Source organism: Qipengyuania sp. JC766, from assembly GCF_040717445.1.
GTDB lineage: Bacteria > Pseudomonadota > Alphaproteobacteria > Sphingomonadales > Sphingomonadaceae > JC766.
The window spans coordinates 1045982-1061220 of sequence record NZ_JBFEFL010000001.1 but is presented as its reverse complement, the minus strand read 5'-3'; the positions used below and the strand labels follow the sequence as shown (position 1 = coordinate 1061220).

18 protein-coding genes and 1 other RNA gene are annotated in these 15239 nt (G+C 67.2%); 12 read left to right on the top strand and 7 right to left on the bottom strand.

Annotated elements, in window-relative coordinates; translation table 11 throughout:
* Positions 1-11: 11 nt before the first annotated feature.
* Positions 12-584 carry a helix-turn-helix transcriptional regulator gene (locus AB1K63_RS05230; protein ID WP_366958896.1) on the bottom strand — a complete coding sequence of 191 codons (573 nt, stop codon included), beginning with the start codon at positions 582-584 and terminating at the stop codon, positions 12-14.
* 106 nt (positions 585-690) lie between these two features.
* On the opposite strand from AB1K63_RS05230, the gene AB1K63_RS05225 reads away from it, so the two are divergent.
* Positions 691-1161, top strand: a complete 471-nt coding sequence (locus AB1K63_RS05225; RefSeq protein WP_366958895.1) for a DUF6456 domain-containing protein — start codon at positions 691-693, stop codon at positions 1159-1161.
* Positions 1162-1195: 34 nt separating this feature from the next.
* On the opposite strand, the gene AB1K63_RS05220 is transcribed toward AB1K63_RS05225, so the two are convergent.
* From AB1K63_RS05220 to AB1K63_RS05210, 3 genes are read right to left on the bottom strand one after another with little or no spacing between them, the layout of a single operon-like run.
* Complete coding sequence (locus AB1K63_RS05220; protein ID WP_366958894.1) at positions 1196-1774, bottom strand: uracil-DNA glycosylase family protein; 579 nt, start codon at positions 1772-1774, stop codon at positions 1196-1198.
* Complete coding sequence (locus AB1K63_RS05215) at positions 1771-3579, bottom strand: ATP-binding cassette domain-containing protein (RefSeq protein ID WP_366958893.1); 1809 nt, start codon at positions 3577-3579, stop codon at positions 1771-1773. The genes AB1K63_RS05220 and AB1K63_RS05215 overlap by 4 nt, the downstream gene beginning before the upstream one ends.
* A 42-nt stretch (positions 3580-3621) precedes the next feature.
* Positions 3622-5184: an amidohydrolase family protein gene (locus tag AB1K63_RS05210; protein ID WP_366958892.1), complete on the bottom strand. Its 1563-nt coding sequence runs from the start codon at positions 5182-5184 to the stop codon at positions 3622-3624.
* 133 nt (positions 5185-5317) lie between these two features.
* Between AB1K63_RS05210 and AB1K63_RS05205 the strand changes: the two genes are divergently transcribed.
* The 5 genes from AB1K63_RS05205 to AB1K63_RS05185 all read left to right on the top strand — a co-directional run bounded on the left by AB1K63_RS05205 (position 5318) and on the right by AB1K63_RS05185 (position 9219).
* Positions 5318-6040 carry an SIMPL domain-containing protein gene (locus AB1K63_RS05205; protein ID WP_366958891.1) on the top strand — a complete coding sequence of 241 codons (723 nt, stop codon included), beginning with the start codon at positions 5318-5320 and terminating at the stop codon, positions 6038-6040.
* Positions 6041-6128: 88 nt separating this feature from the next.
* Entirely contained in the window at positions 6129-6470 is a 342-nt protein-coding gene (locus tag AB1K63_RS05200; RefSeq protein WP_366958890.1) for a hypothetical protein, read from the top strand.
* 85 nt (positions 6471-6555) lie between these two features.
* On the top strand, positions 6556-7233 hold the full coding sequence (locus AB1K63_RS05195) for a response regulator transcription factor (protein WP_366958889.1): 678 nt from the start codon (positions 6556-6558) through the stop codon (positions 7231-7233).
* Between the two features lie 117 nt (positions 7234-7350).
* Positions 7351-8664, top strand: coding sequence for an ATP-binding protein (locus tag AB1K63_RS05190; protein ID WP_366960648.1), 1314 nt, complete (start codon positions 7351-7353; stop codon positions 8662-8664).
* 60 nt (positions 8665-8724) lie between these two features.
* Entirely contained in the window at positions 8725-9219 is a 495-nt protein-coding gene (locus AB1K63_RS05185; protein WP_366958888.1) for a hypothetical protein, read from the top strand.
* Between the two features lie 15 nt (positions 9220-9234).
* Here the strand turns inward: AB1K63_RS05185 and AB1K63_RS05180 are convergent, their stop codons facing one another.
* On the bottom strand, positions 9235-9555 hold the full coding sequence (locus tag AB1K63_RS05180) for a chorismate mutase (RefSeq protein WP_366958887.1): 321 nt from the start codon (positions 9553-9555) through the stop codon (positions 9235-9237).
* Between the two features lie 77 nt (positions 9556-9632).
* Here AB1K63_RS05180 and AB1K63_RS05175 point away from each other — a divergent pair, with 77 nt between their 5' ends.
* Entirely contained in the window at positions 9633-10643 is a 1011-nt protein-coding gene (locus AB1K63_RS05175; RefSeq protein WP_366958886.1) for a polyprenyl synthetase family protein, read from the top strand.
* A 4-nt stretch (positions 10644-10647) separates the two neighbouring features.
* Here the strand turns inward: AB1K63_RS05175 and AB1K63_RS05170 are convergent, their stop codons facing one another.
* Positions 10648-10815: a hypothetical protein gene (locus AB1K63_RS05170; protein WP_366958885.1), complete on the bottom strand. Its 168-nt coding sequence runs from the start codon at positions 10813-10815 to the stop codon at positions 10648-10650.
* Between the two features lie 87 nt (positions 10816-10902).
* Complete coding sequence (locus AB1K63_RS05165; protein WP_366958884.1) at positions 10903-11436, bottom strand: hypothetical protein; 534 nt, start codon at positions 11434-11436, stop codon at positions 10903-10905.
* A gap of 138 nt (positions 11437-11574) precedes the next feature.
* On the opposite strand from AB1K63_RS05165, the gene AB1K63_RS05160 reads away from it, so the two are divergent.
* From AB1K63_RS05160 to ffs, 5 genes are all read left to right on the top strand, one after another.
* Positions 11575-11979, top strand: a complete 405-nt coding sequence (locus AB1K63_RS05160; RefSeq protein ID WP_366958883.1) for a hypothetical protein — start codon at positions 11575-11577, stop codon at positions 11977-11979.
* Positions 11979-12194, top strand: coding sequence for a helix-turn-helix transcriptional regulator (locus AB1K63_RS05155; RefSeq protein ID WP_366958882.1), 216 nt, complete (start codon positions 11979-11981; stop codon positions 12192-12194). Before AB1K63_RS05160 ends, AB1K63_RS05155 begins: the two co-directional genes overlap by 1 nt.
* Positions 12194-14641: an ATP-dependent helicase HrpB gene (gene hrpB / locus AB1K63_RS05150; RefSeq protein WP_366958881.1), complete on the top strand. Its 2448-nt coding sequence runs from the start codon at positions 12194-12196 to the stop codon at positions 14639-14641. Before AB1K63_RS05155 ends, hrpB begins: the two co-directional genes overlap by 1 nt.
* Positions 14642-14759: 118 nt before the next feature.
* Positions 14760-15038, top strand: coding sequence for an ETC complex I subunit (locus AB1K63_RS05145; RefSeq protein WP_366958880.1), 279 nt, complete (start codon positions 14760-14762; stop codon positions 15036-15038).
* Positions 15039-15072: 34 nt separating this feature from the next.
* An RNA gene (gene ffs / locus AB1K63_RS05140) (signal recognition particle sRNA small type) lies at positions 15073-15167 on the top strand.
* The last annotated feature ends 72 nt before the right edge of the window (positions 15168-15239 follow it).

The following is a 15239-nucleotide window of genomic DNA, read 5'->3' as shown; positions in this document are numbered from 1 at the left end:
TGCGTGGCCGGTCAGAGCGGCCGCACCAGCATTTCCGCCACCGCGATCCAGGGCGGATTGTCGACCACCTGCTGCTTCTCGCCATGGCCCGGCGGCAGGATGCCGACCAGCGTGTCGCGGCGGTCGATCAGCCGTCCGAAAGCGAACCGCCCGCCCTTGCGCGGGACCAGTACGTCGCGATTGATCGCGCGGCTCGCGTCCTGCAGATCGACCTGCCGCAGCCAGAGCCGGTCGCCCGGGCGGTATTCGCCCATGCCCGCTTCCACAGCGAGGACGATCAGCGGACTCTGGCCGCCGGTATCGGTCGGCATCACTGCTTCGGCGGGCGTTTCCAGCGCTTCGGCGCCGGCGGCGGTCAGCCGGGCGACGAGGCGCGGACGCTCGCTTTTCTCGGATCGCACCAAGCTTTCGGGATCGACGTCCAGCGCCGCCCCGATCCGGTCCATCCACTTGATGGACAGGTTGCGCATTCCCGTTTCCAGCCGGCCGATCGTCTGCGCCGTCGTCGGCGGGTCGCAGGCTTCCGCCAGTTGCGAGAGGGTCCAGCCCTTGGCCTTTCGAATATCGCGTATCCGGTTGATCACGCCCGCACCCTTTCCCGGCCCGATGGCCTAACCGCTTTGGTTTTTTCGCTGTCCTACATCCATGCGGTTTTGGCAAGGCCGCTTCCTGCAACGGAAAGGACGGCGATTGAAGCGCGAACTGGTCGAACGGGAACTGACATCCGAGGGTCCGCGCCGGCGCGGCGGCGTGCGGGGCAAGCGGCGGACCGCCACGGTCAATATCGCGGAATCGCCGCTCGGATGGCTGCACGCGCGCGGGCATCTGGACGACCGGTTGTTCGATGCGGGCGAGCGGTTGCGCGCCGATTACGAACGCGCGCAACTGGCCCCGCGGGTGACGATGCGTTGGGACCCGGTGCGGGTCGATGGCGGGGGTGCGGACCTGACGCCGGGCGAACGCCAGATCGCGGCGCGCGACCGGTTCGACGGGGCGCTGGCGGAGGCAGGCAGCGGCCTTGCCGACATATTGTGGCGCGTGGTCTGCGCGTGCGAGGCCTTGCCCGACGCGGAAAAGGCGCTGCGCTGGCCCGCGCGCAGCGGCAAGCTGGTGCTGCGCATCGCGCTTGAGCGGGTTGCGGATTTCTACCGGATTTCGTGACCCCGTGTCGGCGCCTTGGACTGTGTCAACTGTGTCAACCTGACCCGTCCACCACCTGCGCCACGCGGTGCTTGAGTTCGGGCAGCACCTCGTCCGCGAACCACGGATTGTTGCGCATCCAGATCGTGCTGCGCCAGGCGGGATGGGGCAGGGGCAGGAATTGGGGCAGCGTCTCGCGGAACCGGCGCACGCGCTCCGTCATCGGCAGCTTGCGCATCGCGGGCAGGTAGTGGCCTTGTGCGTACGTGCCGACCAGCAGGGTCAGGCGATCGTCCGGCAACTCGTCCAGCACCCGGTCGTGCCACATGGGCGCGCATTCGCGGCGCGGCGGCTTGTCCCCGCCACTGGCCTTGCCGGGATAGCAGAAGCCCATAGGCACCAGCGCCACGCGCGCCGGATCGTACATCTGGTCCTTGGTGAGCCCGGTCCATTCGCGCAGCCGGTCCCCGCTCGCATCGTCCCACGGGATGCCGGTCCGGTGGACTTTCGAGCCCGGCGCCTGTCCGACGATCAGCAGCCGCGCGGTGCCGGAAAACTGCACCACCGGGCGCGCGCCTTCGGGCAGGTACGCTTCGCACACGCGGCAGGCGGCGATCTCCTCCCGGAGAGTCACGCCTCTACGCGTTCGGCCAGTTCCAGCCAGCGTTCCTCGGCCGCGTCCTTTTCCGCCCTTGCGTTCTCGATACCCTTGGAAATGGTCGCGAATTTCTGCGGATCGGCGGTGTAGAGGTCGGGATCGGCCAGGATCGCCTCGCCCTTCGCGATCGCGCCTTCCAGCTGTTCGATCCGCGCCGGCAACAGCTCGTAGTCGCGCTGGTCCTTGTAGGATAGCTTGTCCGGGTTGGAGCGCGGCGGCGGGGAAGGGGGCGGAGGGGTCGCGCCGGCGTTCTTGGCCGATGCCTTGCCGCCGGGCCGTTCCTCGCGCTTGGCGATCCAGTCCTCGTACCCGCCCGCGACGATGTCCACGAAGCCGCTGCCGTCGAGGCCGAGCGTGACGGTCACCGTCTTGTCGAGGAAGTCGCGGTCGTGGCTGACGATGAGCACCGTGCCCTCATAATCGGCGATGACCTCCTGCAGCAGGTCCAGCGTTTCCAGGTCGAGGTCGTTGGTCGGCTCGTCCAGCACCAGCAGGTTGGACTTGCGGGCGAATTCGCGCGCCAGCAGCAACCGGCTGCGCTCGCCGCCCGACAGGATGCCGACCTTGGTATCGACGATCTTCGGGTCGAACAGGAATTCCTTGAGGTACCCTTGCACGTGCTTGCGGTTGCCGCGCACGTCGATCCAGTCGCCGCCTTCTGCGATGATCTGGCGCACGGTCCGGTCAGGCTCCATCAGGCTGCGCTGCTGGTCGATCATCACGCCGGTCAGCTTCTTCGAAATATCGACCGAGCCTTCGTCCGGCGCGATCTCGCCCGTCAGCAGCTTGAGCAGCGTGGTCTTGCCTGCGCCGTTCGATCCGACCACGCCGATCCGGTCGCCGCGCTGGATGCGCAGCGTGAAGTCCCGGATGATCCTGCGATCGCCGTAGGACTTGGACACGTTCTCCGCGACGATCACCGACTTGCTCTTGAAGTCCTCCTCCGTCGCCAGGCCCAGCTTGGCCGCGCCCTTGGGGGAAATCATCGCGGCGCGCTGGGCGCGCATTTCCCAGAGCTTTTCCAGCCGGCCCTGGTTGCGCTTGCGCCGCGCGGTCACGCCGCGTTCCAGCCAGTGCGCCTCTATCTTCAGCTTCGCGTCCAGCCGCTCCGCCGCGCGCGCTTCCTCGGCATAGACTTCCTCTTCCCATGCCTCGTAGCCGCCGAAGCCGACTTCCTTGCGCCGCAGCGTCCCGCGATCGAGCCAGATGGTCGCACGGGTCAGCCGCTTCAGGAAGGTGCGGTCGTGGCTGATAACGATGAAGGCGCCCTTGTATCGGTCCAGCCAGCTTTCCAGCCAGTCGATCGCGGCAAGGTCCAGGTGGTTGGTCGGCTCGTCCATCAGCAGCAGGTCGGGATCCTGCGCCAGCGCGCGGGCGATGGCCGCCCGGCGCCGTTCGCCGCCGCTCGCGCCCTTGCACGGCGTCGCCATGTCGATGCCCAGCTGGCCCGCGATCGCCTCGATCTCGTGTTCTGCAGGCGCGTGGTCGCCGGCGAGTGCGAAATCCATCAGCGTCTCGAAACCGGAGAAATCGGGCTCCTGCTCCAGCACCACGATGCGAGTGTTGGGCTTCACCTTGCGGATGCCGCGATCGGCCTCGATCCGGTCGTCGATCAGGCGGAACAGCGTGGTCTTGCCCGCGCCGTTGCGCCCGATCAGCGCCAGCCGGTCACGCGGGCCGACATGCAGGTCCAGCGAACCGCCATCGGCATCGCCGAACAGCCATTTGCCGCCCTGTTGCAGGGCCAGGTTTTCCAAACTGAGTATCGGAGGTTGCGCCATCGGATGCGCACGTATGCGCTGGCCCGCGGCGCGGCAAGGGCGTCAGCGCTGCGCCTTCTGCTCCTCCACCATCCGGGCCACGTTTTCGAGCAGGACCGGCACGTCGTAGACGACGCCGTCCTTGATGGTCCAGCGGATGCCGCCGACGGTTTCCAGCATGTTCGTTTCCCGGTCCAGCCGGGTGTGGCCGGTGCCGTAGAGGACCTTGAGGTTGTCCAGCGGGTTGGCCGGCACGATCACCAGGTCGGCCAGCTTGCCCGCGCGGATCGTGCCGAAGGGCGGTTCCTCGCCGCGCGCCTCGTAGATCTCGCGCGCGCCGTTCAGCGTTGCGGCGCGGATCACTTCCAGCGGGTTAAGCCCCGCCTCGCGCAGCATTTCCAGTTCCCCGATATAGGCGAAGCCCCAGGTCTGGTAGATGTAGCCCGGATCGGACCCGGCCGTGATCCGGCCCCCGCGGTCGTGGAATTCCTTCATCAGCTGCATCCACGGCGAATAGAACGCCCGCCAGGCAATTTCGTCCTCGCTCGTCCAGTCATGGTAATAGCTGCCGTGATTGGTGAGCGAGGGCGCGTAGAAGTCCATCAGGCTGGGGATGGTGTAGCGGTCGTGCCACTCGGCCGTGCGGGCGCGCATCACGTCGCGGCTGGCGGAATAGATGTTGAAAGTGGGGCTCAGCGTCACTTCGCTGTCGATCAGGAAATCGACGTAATCGTCCCACTTCTCGCTGCCCGGCTCCACGATCTGGTCGGCCAGCCGCGCGACCCAGGCGAACCGGTCCTGCTCGTCCATGTAGTTGTAGTCCGCCGGATATTGCGGGACCTGCCCGTCCGCCAGCAGGCTTTCGAAATGGCCGTAGAAGTGAGTCACCCCGTCGAGGCCCAGAGAGATCGCGGTGCGCGCATTGACTTCCGCGACGCCGCGCTGGCCCAGATGCGCGACGGAGCCGAACTGCTGCTTGTCCGCCTCGTCGAGCGCGGCTTCGAGCACGTCCGGGCTTTCGGAATTGAAGAACTTGACGCCCCAGTATCCCTGGCCCTTGGCCCAGCGGACCCACTCGCGCGCGGCCTCGGGCGTGGCGGGGTAGGGGCGGTCCCACTTGTCGCCGAAGGCGGCATAGGGGAACAGGCGCGGCGCGGTGATCTGGTTGGCGGCGCTGCGCCGAGCGTCGGACAGGTCGGGCCCCGGTCCGAAATAGAAGGACACGCCGCGCACGCTGGTCACGCCATGCGCCAGCCACAGCTTGTAACCGTAGGACGGATCGGCAGCCTTGCCGGGATCGCCATTGTGGCCGTGTACGTCCACGAAGCCGGGCATCACGTACATGCCTTCCGCCTCGATCACCCGGCCCGCACCGGCAATCTCGCTCGCACTCGCACCGCCGCGCGCGATCCGGGCGATGCGGTTGCCTTCGACCACGATGTCCACCGGGCCTTCGGGCGGGGCGCCGGATCCTTCGATCATCGTGGCGCCGCGCACGATCAGCGTTTCGTAAGGCCCTTCGGCTTCGCCCGGCGCGCTGTCGGGCACGGGCACCATCTCCTGCGCGGCTGCGGGTACCGCCCACAGGCCGACCAGTACGGGAAGCAAGGCGCGCACGATGTTCATGGAAAAATCCCCTTTTCGCCCGCGTGCTTAGACCGCCGTGCGGTCGCGCGGCAAGCGCGATGCGGGAACCTGCCAGTTCAGCCGCGCGTAAGGGCGCGAGGGACAGCCTGCCTGTCCATAAAGGAGACTTCACATGCTGCGTAACACGCTGATTCTTTCCGCTGCCGCATCCGCCATGGTGCTGGCCGCGCCTGCATCTGCCGATGTCATGGTTGACAGCGACGGCCCGATCGTCCGCCTGTCGGTGACCGAAACCGTGGAAGGCGAGCCCGACACGGTGACGATCAGCGCCGGCGTCACGACCGAAGCCCGCACCGCCGTGGAGGCGATGCAGCAGAACGCCAACCAGATGACCCGCGTGATCGACCAGATCAAGGCGCTGGGCATCGCGGACGAGGACATCCAGACGACCGGCATCAATCTGAGCGCGCGGTACGATTACAACCAGGGCACCCAGCGGCAGGTCTTCCGCGGCTACACCGTGTCCAATCGCGTGAGCGTGGAACTGGATGACGTGCAGCGCACCGGCCCGGTGCTGGATGCGCTGGTTGCGGCGGGCGCCACGGACCTTGGCGGCCCTGACTTCTCGGTCGAAGACGACAGCGCGGCCAAGGCGCAGGCACGCGAGACGGCGATGCAGCGCGCGCTCGAAATGGCGCGCGGCTACGCCCGCACTGCCGGCTACGGCAATGTCCGCCTTTTGGAAGTCAGCGAGAACATGCAGTCAAGCGGTCCGCAGCCGCTGATGCGCCGGGCTGCAACGATGGATGTTGCCGAACAGGCTTCCACCCCGGTCCAGCCGGGACTCGTCGGCAGCAGCGTGACCCTGAACGTCACCTACGAGATGACCCGGTAAGGAAAGGGCCGGGAAACCTGAACGAAGCGGTCCCGCCGAATTCAGAGGTTGTTCAACGGGCGGCCGATAGGCATGACTGGTCATGTCGATGAAAGCCGCCCTCGTTTCCGCCGCCGCGATTGTCGCGGCCTCGCTCTCGCTTCCCGTGGCGGCCCAGCCGCTGAACGGCGAGCAGGCCGAGGCACGGCGCGAGATGCGCGCCGGCAACGAGATGCGCGTCAGCGAATTGCAGAACCGCGCATTCCGCAGCCTCAGCCTGCCGATCTGCCGTCGCGGACAGACCAGCAAGGACGGCCGGTGCATCGAGTATCTGGGGTTCGATTACGATTCCTCGGTACCGGGCTATCGCTTCAAGTTCGTGCGCAAGGACCGGGTGTTCTACGTCGATGTCCACGCCCAGACCGGGCGGGTGCTGCGCCGGGTGGACTGATCCGCTGGCGAGTTGACGCAACCCTCCGAAACGCGCAGGGAACGCGGGCGAAATCGAGGCACGACTTGCAGGGGATAACAGCAGCATGCGCATTCTGATCGTCGAGGACGAGCCGACCCTTGGGGCGCAGCTCAAATCGACTCTCGAACAGAACGGTTACGCGGTGGACCTGTCCACCGATGGCGAGGACGGGCACTTCCTGGGCAGCACCGAGGAGTACGACGCCGTGATCCTCGATCTCGGCCTGCCGGAAATCGACGGGCTGACCGTGCTGGGCATGTGGCGCAAGGAAGGCCGCAAGTTCCCGGTGCTGGTGCTGACCGCGCGCGACAGCTGGAGCGACAAGGTCGCTGGGCTGGATGCGGGCGCGGACGACTATCTCGCCAAGCCCTTCCAGACCGAGGAACTGATCGCGCGCCTTCGCGCCCTGATCCGCCGCGCGTCCGGCAACACGTCCAGCGAACTGACCGCGGGCGACGTGCGCCTCGATACGCGCTCGGGCCGCGTCACGCTGAAGGGCGAGCCGGTCAAGCTGACCGCGCAGGAATACAAGCTGCTGAGCTACCTCATGCACCACAAGGGCAAGGTCGTCAGCCGCACCGAACTGATCGAGCACATCTACGACCAGGACTTCGATCGCGATTCCAACACGATCGAAGTGTTCGTGACCCGCATTCGCAAGAAGCTGGGCGCGGACGTCATCACCACCATTCGCGGCCTCGGATACAGCCTGGACGATCCGGCCGAACAGCCGCGGGCGTAATGCATGGACCGCGCCGCAATCCCGACCACGCCGCGCGGCGTGGAAGAGGCCACGCGGCGCGCGGAACTCGATGACTCGGTAATTCCGGCCAGCAATACCGGCTCGCTCTCGCGCCGGATGATGGCGATCGCGACGATCTGGATCACGCTCCTGCTGGTGAGCGGCGGCTTCGCGCTGGACCGGACGCTGACCAACCTGGTCGAGCGCAATTTCGACGAGCAGCTCGAATATATCCTCAACGCGCTGATCTCCGCCGCCGAAGTCGGGCCGGACGGGGAAGTGCGGCTCTATCGCGAACTGCCCGACCAGCGTTTCTTCGAACCCAACAGCGGCGCCTACTGGCAGATCAGCGGCGGCCCCGACGGCGTGCTGCCCAGCCGCAGCCTGTGGGACCAGCAACTGGAAGTGCGCGCGGACCCGGCCAATTCGGACTCGGTCTATTACGACAACGACCAGTTCGAGGACGAGCCGCTGCGCGTGGCCGAGCGGTCCCTGCTGCTGCCGATGGGCGAGGACAGGTTCACCTTCGCGGTCGCGATCGAGCGCGAACAGCTGGACGAACAGATCGCGCAGATCCGCGCGATCCTGATCTGGAGCTTCGCCGCGCTGGCGGGCGGGCTGATCGTGATGGCCGCGCTTCAGAGCTGGTACGGCCTCAGGCCCCTGCGCCGCATCCGCGCCGCGATCCAGCAGGTCCGCCAGACCGGATCGCGCCGCGTATCCGAGCCGCTGCCGCTGGAAGTGCAGCCGCTGGTGCTCGAACTGAACGCGCTGCTCGCCCACTCGGAACGCCAGGCGGAGGAAGCGCGCACCCATGCGGGCAATTTGGCCCATGCGCTCAAGACCCCGCTGACCGTGGTAAACAATGCCGCCACCGCCCGCGCGCCCGACCTGGCCGATACCGTGATTCGAGAGGCGGGCACGATGCGTCGCCATGTCGATCACCACCTCGCCCGGGCCCGCGCCGTGGGCCGCCGCGCGGTCGGCCATGCGCGCACCGTGGTGTGCAGCAGCGCGGACGCGGTCCAGCGCGCGATCGAGCGGCTCTATCCCGACGTGCGCTTCGACCTCGACGGCAACCGCAAGGCCGAAGTCGCGATAGAGCGGCAGGACCTCGACGAGATCCTCGGCAACCTGATCGAGAACGCAGCCAAATATGGCGGCGGCAGCGTCTTCGTGACCGTCGATGCCGAACCGGAAGCGGAACAATGCGTCATCTGGATCGAGGATGACGGCATGGGCATCCCGGACGAAAAGCGCGAGGAACTGTTCGACCGCGGCGCGCGGCTGGACACCGGCAAGCCCGGCACCGGCCTTGGCCTTGCGATCGTGCGCGACGTGGCGGAGATCTACGGCGGGGGCGTGACGCTCGATGAAAGCGAGGACCTGGGCGGCCTGCTGGTCCGGCTCAGCCTGCCGCGCACGGCGTAGGAACTCCGAAGGTTCCCGACCATTTGGTAAACGGTGGGAATACGATATCGGAGAGATGGAATGTCAGCAAAATTCATGAAGATCGCCGCGCTCGCCGCAGCGACGCTCGGTCTCGGGGCGTGTTCGCACTACGACGACGGGTATGGCTACGGCTACGGGTATTCGGACTACGGATACAACGACGTCTATTACGACAGCCCGTCGAGCTATTACGGCTGGTACAACGGGTACTATTATCCCGGCACCGGCTACTACGTCTATGCGCCCGGCGGCGAGCGGTATCGCTGGAACGACCGGACCCGCATCTACTGGGAAAACCGGTTCCGCACATATCGCGGTGAGCGCCGGGCCAACTGGGATTACTACCGCCGGGGCGACCGCCGCGACTATCGCGACCAGCGCCGCTACAACAATCGCGATCGTCGCGAGTACCGGCGCGATCTCCGGGAGGACCGGCGCGAATATCGCCGCGAACGTCGCGAGGACGCGCGCGAATGGCGCCGTGACCGCCGGGAAGACCGGCGCGAACGCCGCCGTTCGCGCCGCGACGACTAGGTCGGACGTCCTGCCCTAATCCGGTCCGCCGCCGCGAGCTTGCTCGTGGTGGCGGATCACCTCGTCGATGACGAAACGCAGGAACTTCTCGCTGAACTCAGGATCCAACTGCGCCTGTTCCGCCAGCGTGCGCAGGCGCCCGATCTGCGCCTGTTCGCGGCCCGGATCGGCCGGCGGCATCCCGTTCGCGGCCTTGTATTCGCCCACCGCCTGCGTGATGCGAAACCGCTCCGCCAGGATATGGATCAGCGCCGCGTCGATATTGTCGATGCTGCGCCGGAAGGCGGCCAGTTGCGGATCCGGCGATTGCGAGCCGGGCGAGGGCGTGTTGTCCATGACGCGAACGTTATCACGCGCTTTGCAAGACTTCCACGCTTGCCAAGCACCCCTGCGGCTTTCATGGCGTTTGCCCGATGACAGCTGAAATCGTCCCCATGCCGCGGTCCCGGCCGACGCTCGATCCCATGATGGCGCTTACCGCGCAGGGGATGAATGCCGTGAACGCGGTGATCCTCGACCGGATGCAGAGCGAGATCCCGCTCATCCCCTCGCTCGCCGGACACCTGATCGCGGGCGGCGGCAAGCGGCTGCGCCCGATGCTCACGCTCGCCGGGGCGGAGCTCGTCGGATACAACGGCACGCGCCACCACAAGCTCGCCGCGGCGGTCGAATTCATCCACACCGCCACGCTGCTGCATGACGACGTGGTCGACGGTAGCGAACTGCGCCGCGGGAAGGCCGCGGCCAACATCATCTTCGGCAATCCGGCCACGGTGCTGGTCGGCGATTTCCTGTTCAGCCGCGCGTTCGAACTGATGACCGAGGACGGATCGCTGCGCGTGCTCAAGATCCTCTCCAGCGCCAGCGCCATCATCGCCGAAGGCGAGGTCAGCCAGCTGACCGCGCAGCGCCAGATCGAGACGAGCGAGGAACGCTATCTCAACATCATCCAGGCGAAGACCGCGGCGCTGTTCGCGGCCGCCAGCCGGATCGCCGCCGTGGTCGCCGAATGCGACGAGCGGCAGGAGCAGGCGCTGGACGAATACGGCCGCAATCTCGGCGTCGCCTTCCAGCTGGTGGACGACGCGATCGACTACGATTCCGAAGCGAGCGAGATGGGCAAGGCGCGCGGGGACGATTTCCGCGAAGGCAAGATGACCCTGCCGGTGATCCTCGCCTATGCCCGCGGAGACGAGCCGGAGCGGGCTTTCTGGCGCGATGCGATCGCCGGCCGCAAGGCAGGCGACGGGGACCTGTCGCGCGCCACCGCGCTCATCAACAAGCACGGCGCGCTCGCCGCCACCCGCGAACGCGCACGGCATTTCGCGGAACGGGCGATAGACGCGATTTCGATATTCCCGGACTCCGGTGCGCGGCAGGCGATGGCCGAAGCCGCGCAGTTCGCGGTTTCGCGCGGCTACTGACGCCTCAGCGTTCGCCCGGCGAACCACCCCCGCGCCGCGTGCGCCGGGACCAGAGCCACCAGAACCCGCCGGCCGAAACCGCGCAGATGCTCAGGATCACCAGTCCGACCAGCGCCCCGCTGAACAGGATGCCGGTGGTGATGGCCAGAACGATTTCCAGTGTCTCCCGCATGCCCCCCTTATAGTGCCCTACCGACGAAAGGCGAAGGGGTAGCGCTTGGATTATCGACCAACCATCGCCTTCAAAAGACGGTGTGATTCAGCTTCCATTCCCATCCGACGCTCCTTTTTCACCTTTTCCCCGAATGATCGCTCCCTTGGTGCTTATTGAACCTCCAGAGGTCGCCTCAGCCGCAACGTCGAATCCATCGATCTTTGCTCCATCCGCGATAATGATTCCGCCTGTGCTGGCTACCAAACCCTTTGAAACGGGCCGGATGCTGGTATCCTCTTGAATAGTAATCCGAATATCTCCCGAATTGTTGTCGGCGTTGATTTGATTGCCGCCTTGGTTGACTGGTGAATTGTTACCTTTGGTGGACATCCTGCCATCTCCATTATCATCGTCGTCATCGTCAGATGACCATCGCATCCAAACCCATAAAACGAAGCCAACCCCAACGAGGGCTAATATCCAAGGAAGTTCGGGGGTGGGCTCTGCCAGCATTTCGCGAAGTCTTCCAACATCGTCAGGCAAGTCACGCGCCGTGGTGTAATGTGAATACAACCCCCAAAGGAAGTTACCGAAGGCGAATAGCCCTCCTCCTACCAACACATTCTTTTTCTTAGCCATCGATTGCTCATATCACCGGCCCCGCAAAAGAGGGACCCCAACAATGCCTGTCGCAGGGTATATGTCCAAAATCTTTGACATCGCGATCGGGCCTATGTTAAAGATATTTAACAGTCAGGCGTGTGAAGGGTGAAGCGTATGTCGTTCAGGGAAAAATCCGCTTGGGTCATGGAGTTCGTCGTGCTGGCGACCGGCCTGTTCTATGCCGACCTGATCATCGGAGCGCCGGATGCGCCGTTCATCGGGCCGCTGATCCCTTATGTCCTCGCGGTCATCGTGCTGTCGATCGTGGTGCAGACGGTGCTGGGCATCGCGTCCCCGCGCGAGGCGAATGCACCGGCGGACGAGCGGGAACGGATGGCGATCGACCGGGCGGGGCACTGGTCGGGCACGGTGCTGGGTCTGGGCGTCATCACTGCGGTCGGCTTCTATGCCGCCGGCGCGGACGGGACGCTGCTGGCGCACATGGTCGTCGGCGCGCTGATCCTGTCGGCGCTGGCCGAATACGCGCTGCAGATCGTGTTCTTCCGGACCGCCATCTGATGGGCAAGCGCCCGCCGATCACCAACCGGGTGCGCGAATTGCGCGATGTGCACGGGGCCATGAGCCAGGCGGCGCTGGGCGAGGCGGTGGGCGTGACGCGCCAGACGATCATCGCGATCGAGCAGGGTCGCTATTCCCCCAGCCTGGAAACGGCCTTCCGCATCGCGCGCCTGTTCGGCGCGGGCGTGGAAGACGTTTTCGGGTGGGAGGGCTGATGGACCGCCTGCCGATTGAGGACGTCCTGCCGGACCTGCTGGCGGCGCTCCGCGACACCGGCGCGGCGGTGCTGGTCGCGCCGCCCGGCGCGGGCAAGACGACCATGGTCGCGCCGGCGCTGCTGGGCGAGGAATGGTGCAGCGGGCAAGTGATCCTGCTCAGCCCGCGGCGGGTCGCGGCCCGCGCGGCGGCCGAACGGATGGCGCAATTGCTGGGCGAGAAGGCCGGCGAGACGGTCGGTTACGTGACTCGCATGGACAGCCGCCAGTCCGCCCGGACGCGCGTGCTGGTCATGACCGAAGCGATCTTCGTCAACCGCATCGTGGCCGATCCCGAACTGGACGGCGTGTCCGCGGTCCTGTTCGACGAGGCGCACGAGCGCCATGTCGACAGCGACCTGGGCCTCGCGCTCGCACTGGAAAGCCGCGCCGTGCTGCGCGAGCATCTGCGCGTGGTGGTCATGTCCGCCACCATCGACGGCGCGCGCTTCGCGGACCTGCTGGGGGAAGGGGCGCCGGTCGTGGAAAGCGAAGGTCGTTCGCACGATCTGCGCATCGCCTGGCTGGGCGCCTCGCCCGACGCGCGGCTGGAGGATGCGATGGCATCCGCCATTCTGACCGCCTGGAAGGAAGAGAGCGGGGACATCCTGGCCTTCCTGCCCGGCGTGGGCGAGATCGAGCGCACGCGCGAGCGGCTGGAAGCCCGGTTGCCGCAAACGCCCGTCCTGCCACTACATGGCCAGGTCCTGCCCGCCGACCAGCGCCGCGCCATCGCGCGCGACGCGCAGGGGCGCCGCCGGATCGTGCTGGCGACGGCGATCGCGGAAACCTCGCTCACGCTGGACGGAGTCAGCGTCGTGGTGGACAGCGGCCTGTCGCGCCGGGCGGAATTCGACCGGGCCGCGGGCACGGCGCATCTGGTGACGGTGGCGGCCAGCCGCGCTTCCGCCGACCAGCGCGCCGGACGCGCCGCGCGGCAAGGGCCGGGCGTCGCCTATCGCCTGTGGAACGAGGCGGCGCATCGCGGTCGCCCGGAATTCGACCCGCCGGAGATCGAGACGGTGGACCTCGCGCCGCTGGCGCTGACGCTGGCGTCGTGGGGAACGGTGGATGCAGGGGAGCTTCGCTGGCTCGATCCGCCGCCGGAGGCATCGCTGGCATCGGCCCGGGCGCGCTTGCAGGCACTCGGCGCGTTGGATGCGAGCGGCGCGATAACCCCGTCCGGCAAACGAATTGCCAGCCTGCCGCTCGACCCGTCAGGGGCGGCGGCAGTCCTCTACGGGGCCGGGGCGGGGCAGGCCCTCGCCACGGCGAAGCTCGTCCTGCTGGCACAGGAACGCGGGCTGGGCGGCCGCGGCGAGGACCTGCTGCAGCGCCTGCAGCGTTGGGATGGCAACCGGTCGGCGCGGGCCGATGCGGCGCGCAAGCTGGCGCAGCGCTGGGCCTCGGCGGCGGAACGCATGATCGATGGCCCGGGCGGCGGGGACCGATCGGCTGTCGCCTGCCTCGCGCTGGCCCGGTCCGATTTCGTGGCGCGCCGGCGCGATGCTTCGGGCGAAGACTGGCTGTCCGCGGGCGGGCGCGGCTACCGGCTCGACCCGGCATCGTCGCTGGCGCGGGCGGAATGGCTGGTCATTGCCGATGCGCAAGGGTCCGCCGGCGGCGCGCGCATCACGGCAGCAGCCGAGATCGAGGCGAGCGAGATCGAACGCCATTTTCGGGACGCGCTGGAAGAACGCACCGTCGCGCGCTGGAACGCGGGCGAGAACCGGGTCGAGGCGCGGCGCGAACGCAGGCTGGGCGCGATCGTTCTGGCGAGCGGTCCCGACCCCGCTCCGGACCCGGATGCCATTGTGGACATCCTTGTGGAAAAGGCTCTGGAAAAGCTGGGGACGCTGCTGCCGTCGGGACTGCTGGAGCGCGCGCGTTTCGCCGGGGTGGAGGCGCTTTCGGCGGAAACGCTGGCGGCCCGCGCCGACGAATGGCTGCGCCCGTTGCTGCAAGGGCGGCGCGACCTCGACCTGCCGCCCGGCCGCTTCGGGGATGCCGCGCTCGGCCTGCTGGGATGGGACGAGCGGCAGGCGCTCGACCGCGATGCGCCGTTGCGGTTCGAAACCCCGGCCGGGACCAGCCACGCGATCGACTATGCGGGCGACGATGCCCCCGGCGTCGAAGTGCGGGTGCAGGCGCTGTTCGGTCTCGAACGCCATCCGCAGATCGGTCCGCAGGGACGCGGCACGCCGCTGCTGCTCAAACTGACGAGCCCTGCCGGACGCCCGATCCAGTCCACCCGCGACCTGCCGGGCTTCTGGCGCGGCAGCTGGGACGATGTGCGCAAGGACATGAAGGGCCGCTATCCCAAGCATCGCTGGCCCGACGAACCCTGGGCCGAAAAGCCGAGCCTCAAGACGAAGAACGCCTTTGCAAAATCCGGCGGCGGAACTTAGGGGTTTCGGAACGCTTCAGCGTTCCGCAAGCGCGACCGCGCGCCGCGGCTTCTGCCGCGTAGCCAAGGTGGGCGGATGCCCGCCGCCCGGCGCTTGAGGGACCAAGACAAGGACACCCATGGCGGCACGAATCTACCAGCGCCCGAAAAGCGCGATGCAGTCCGGCAAGGCCCGGATCGACGAGTGGGTGCTCGAATTCGAGCAGAGCGAGGCGCGTCGTCCCGACCCGCTAATGGGCTGGACCGGCAGCGGCGACACGCAGGCGCAGGTCACGCTGACCTTCCCGGACAAGGATGCGGCTAAGGCCTATGCCGAAAAGCACGCCATCCCCGCGCGCGTCCACGCGACCCCGCCGCGCCGCCTGAAACTGCAGGCCTACGCCGACAATTTCCGCTGAGTTGATTTTCCGTCCGACCGCCGCCATATGCGCCGCGGGAGTCGGGTGGACGTTTGCGTTCGCTCACCGGGTCAGGTCCGGAAGGAAGCAGCCCAGGTGAATTGCGACGGGTCGCTCGGCTCCTTTTTCCAAAATTTCGATATCGCGGCGTGCCGTCGGCCCGGCGGGGCAGGGCACAAGTCAGGCTTCGACAAAAGGCCG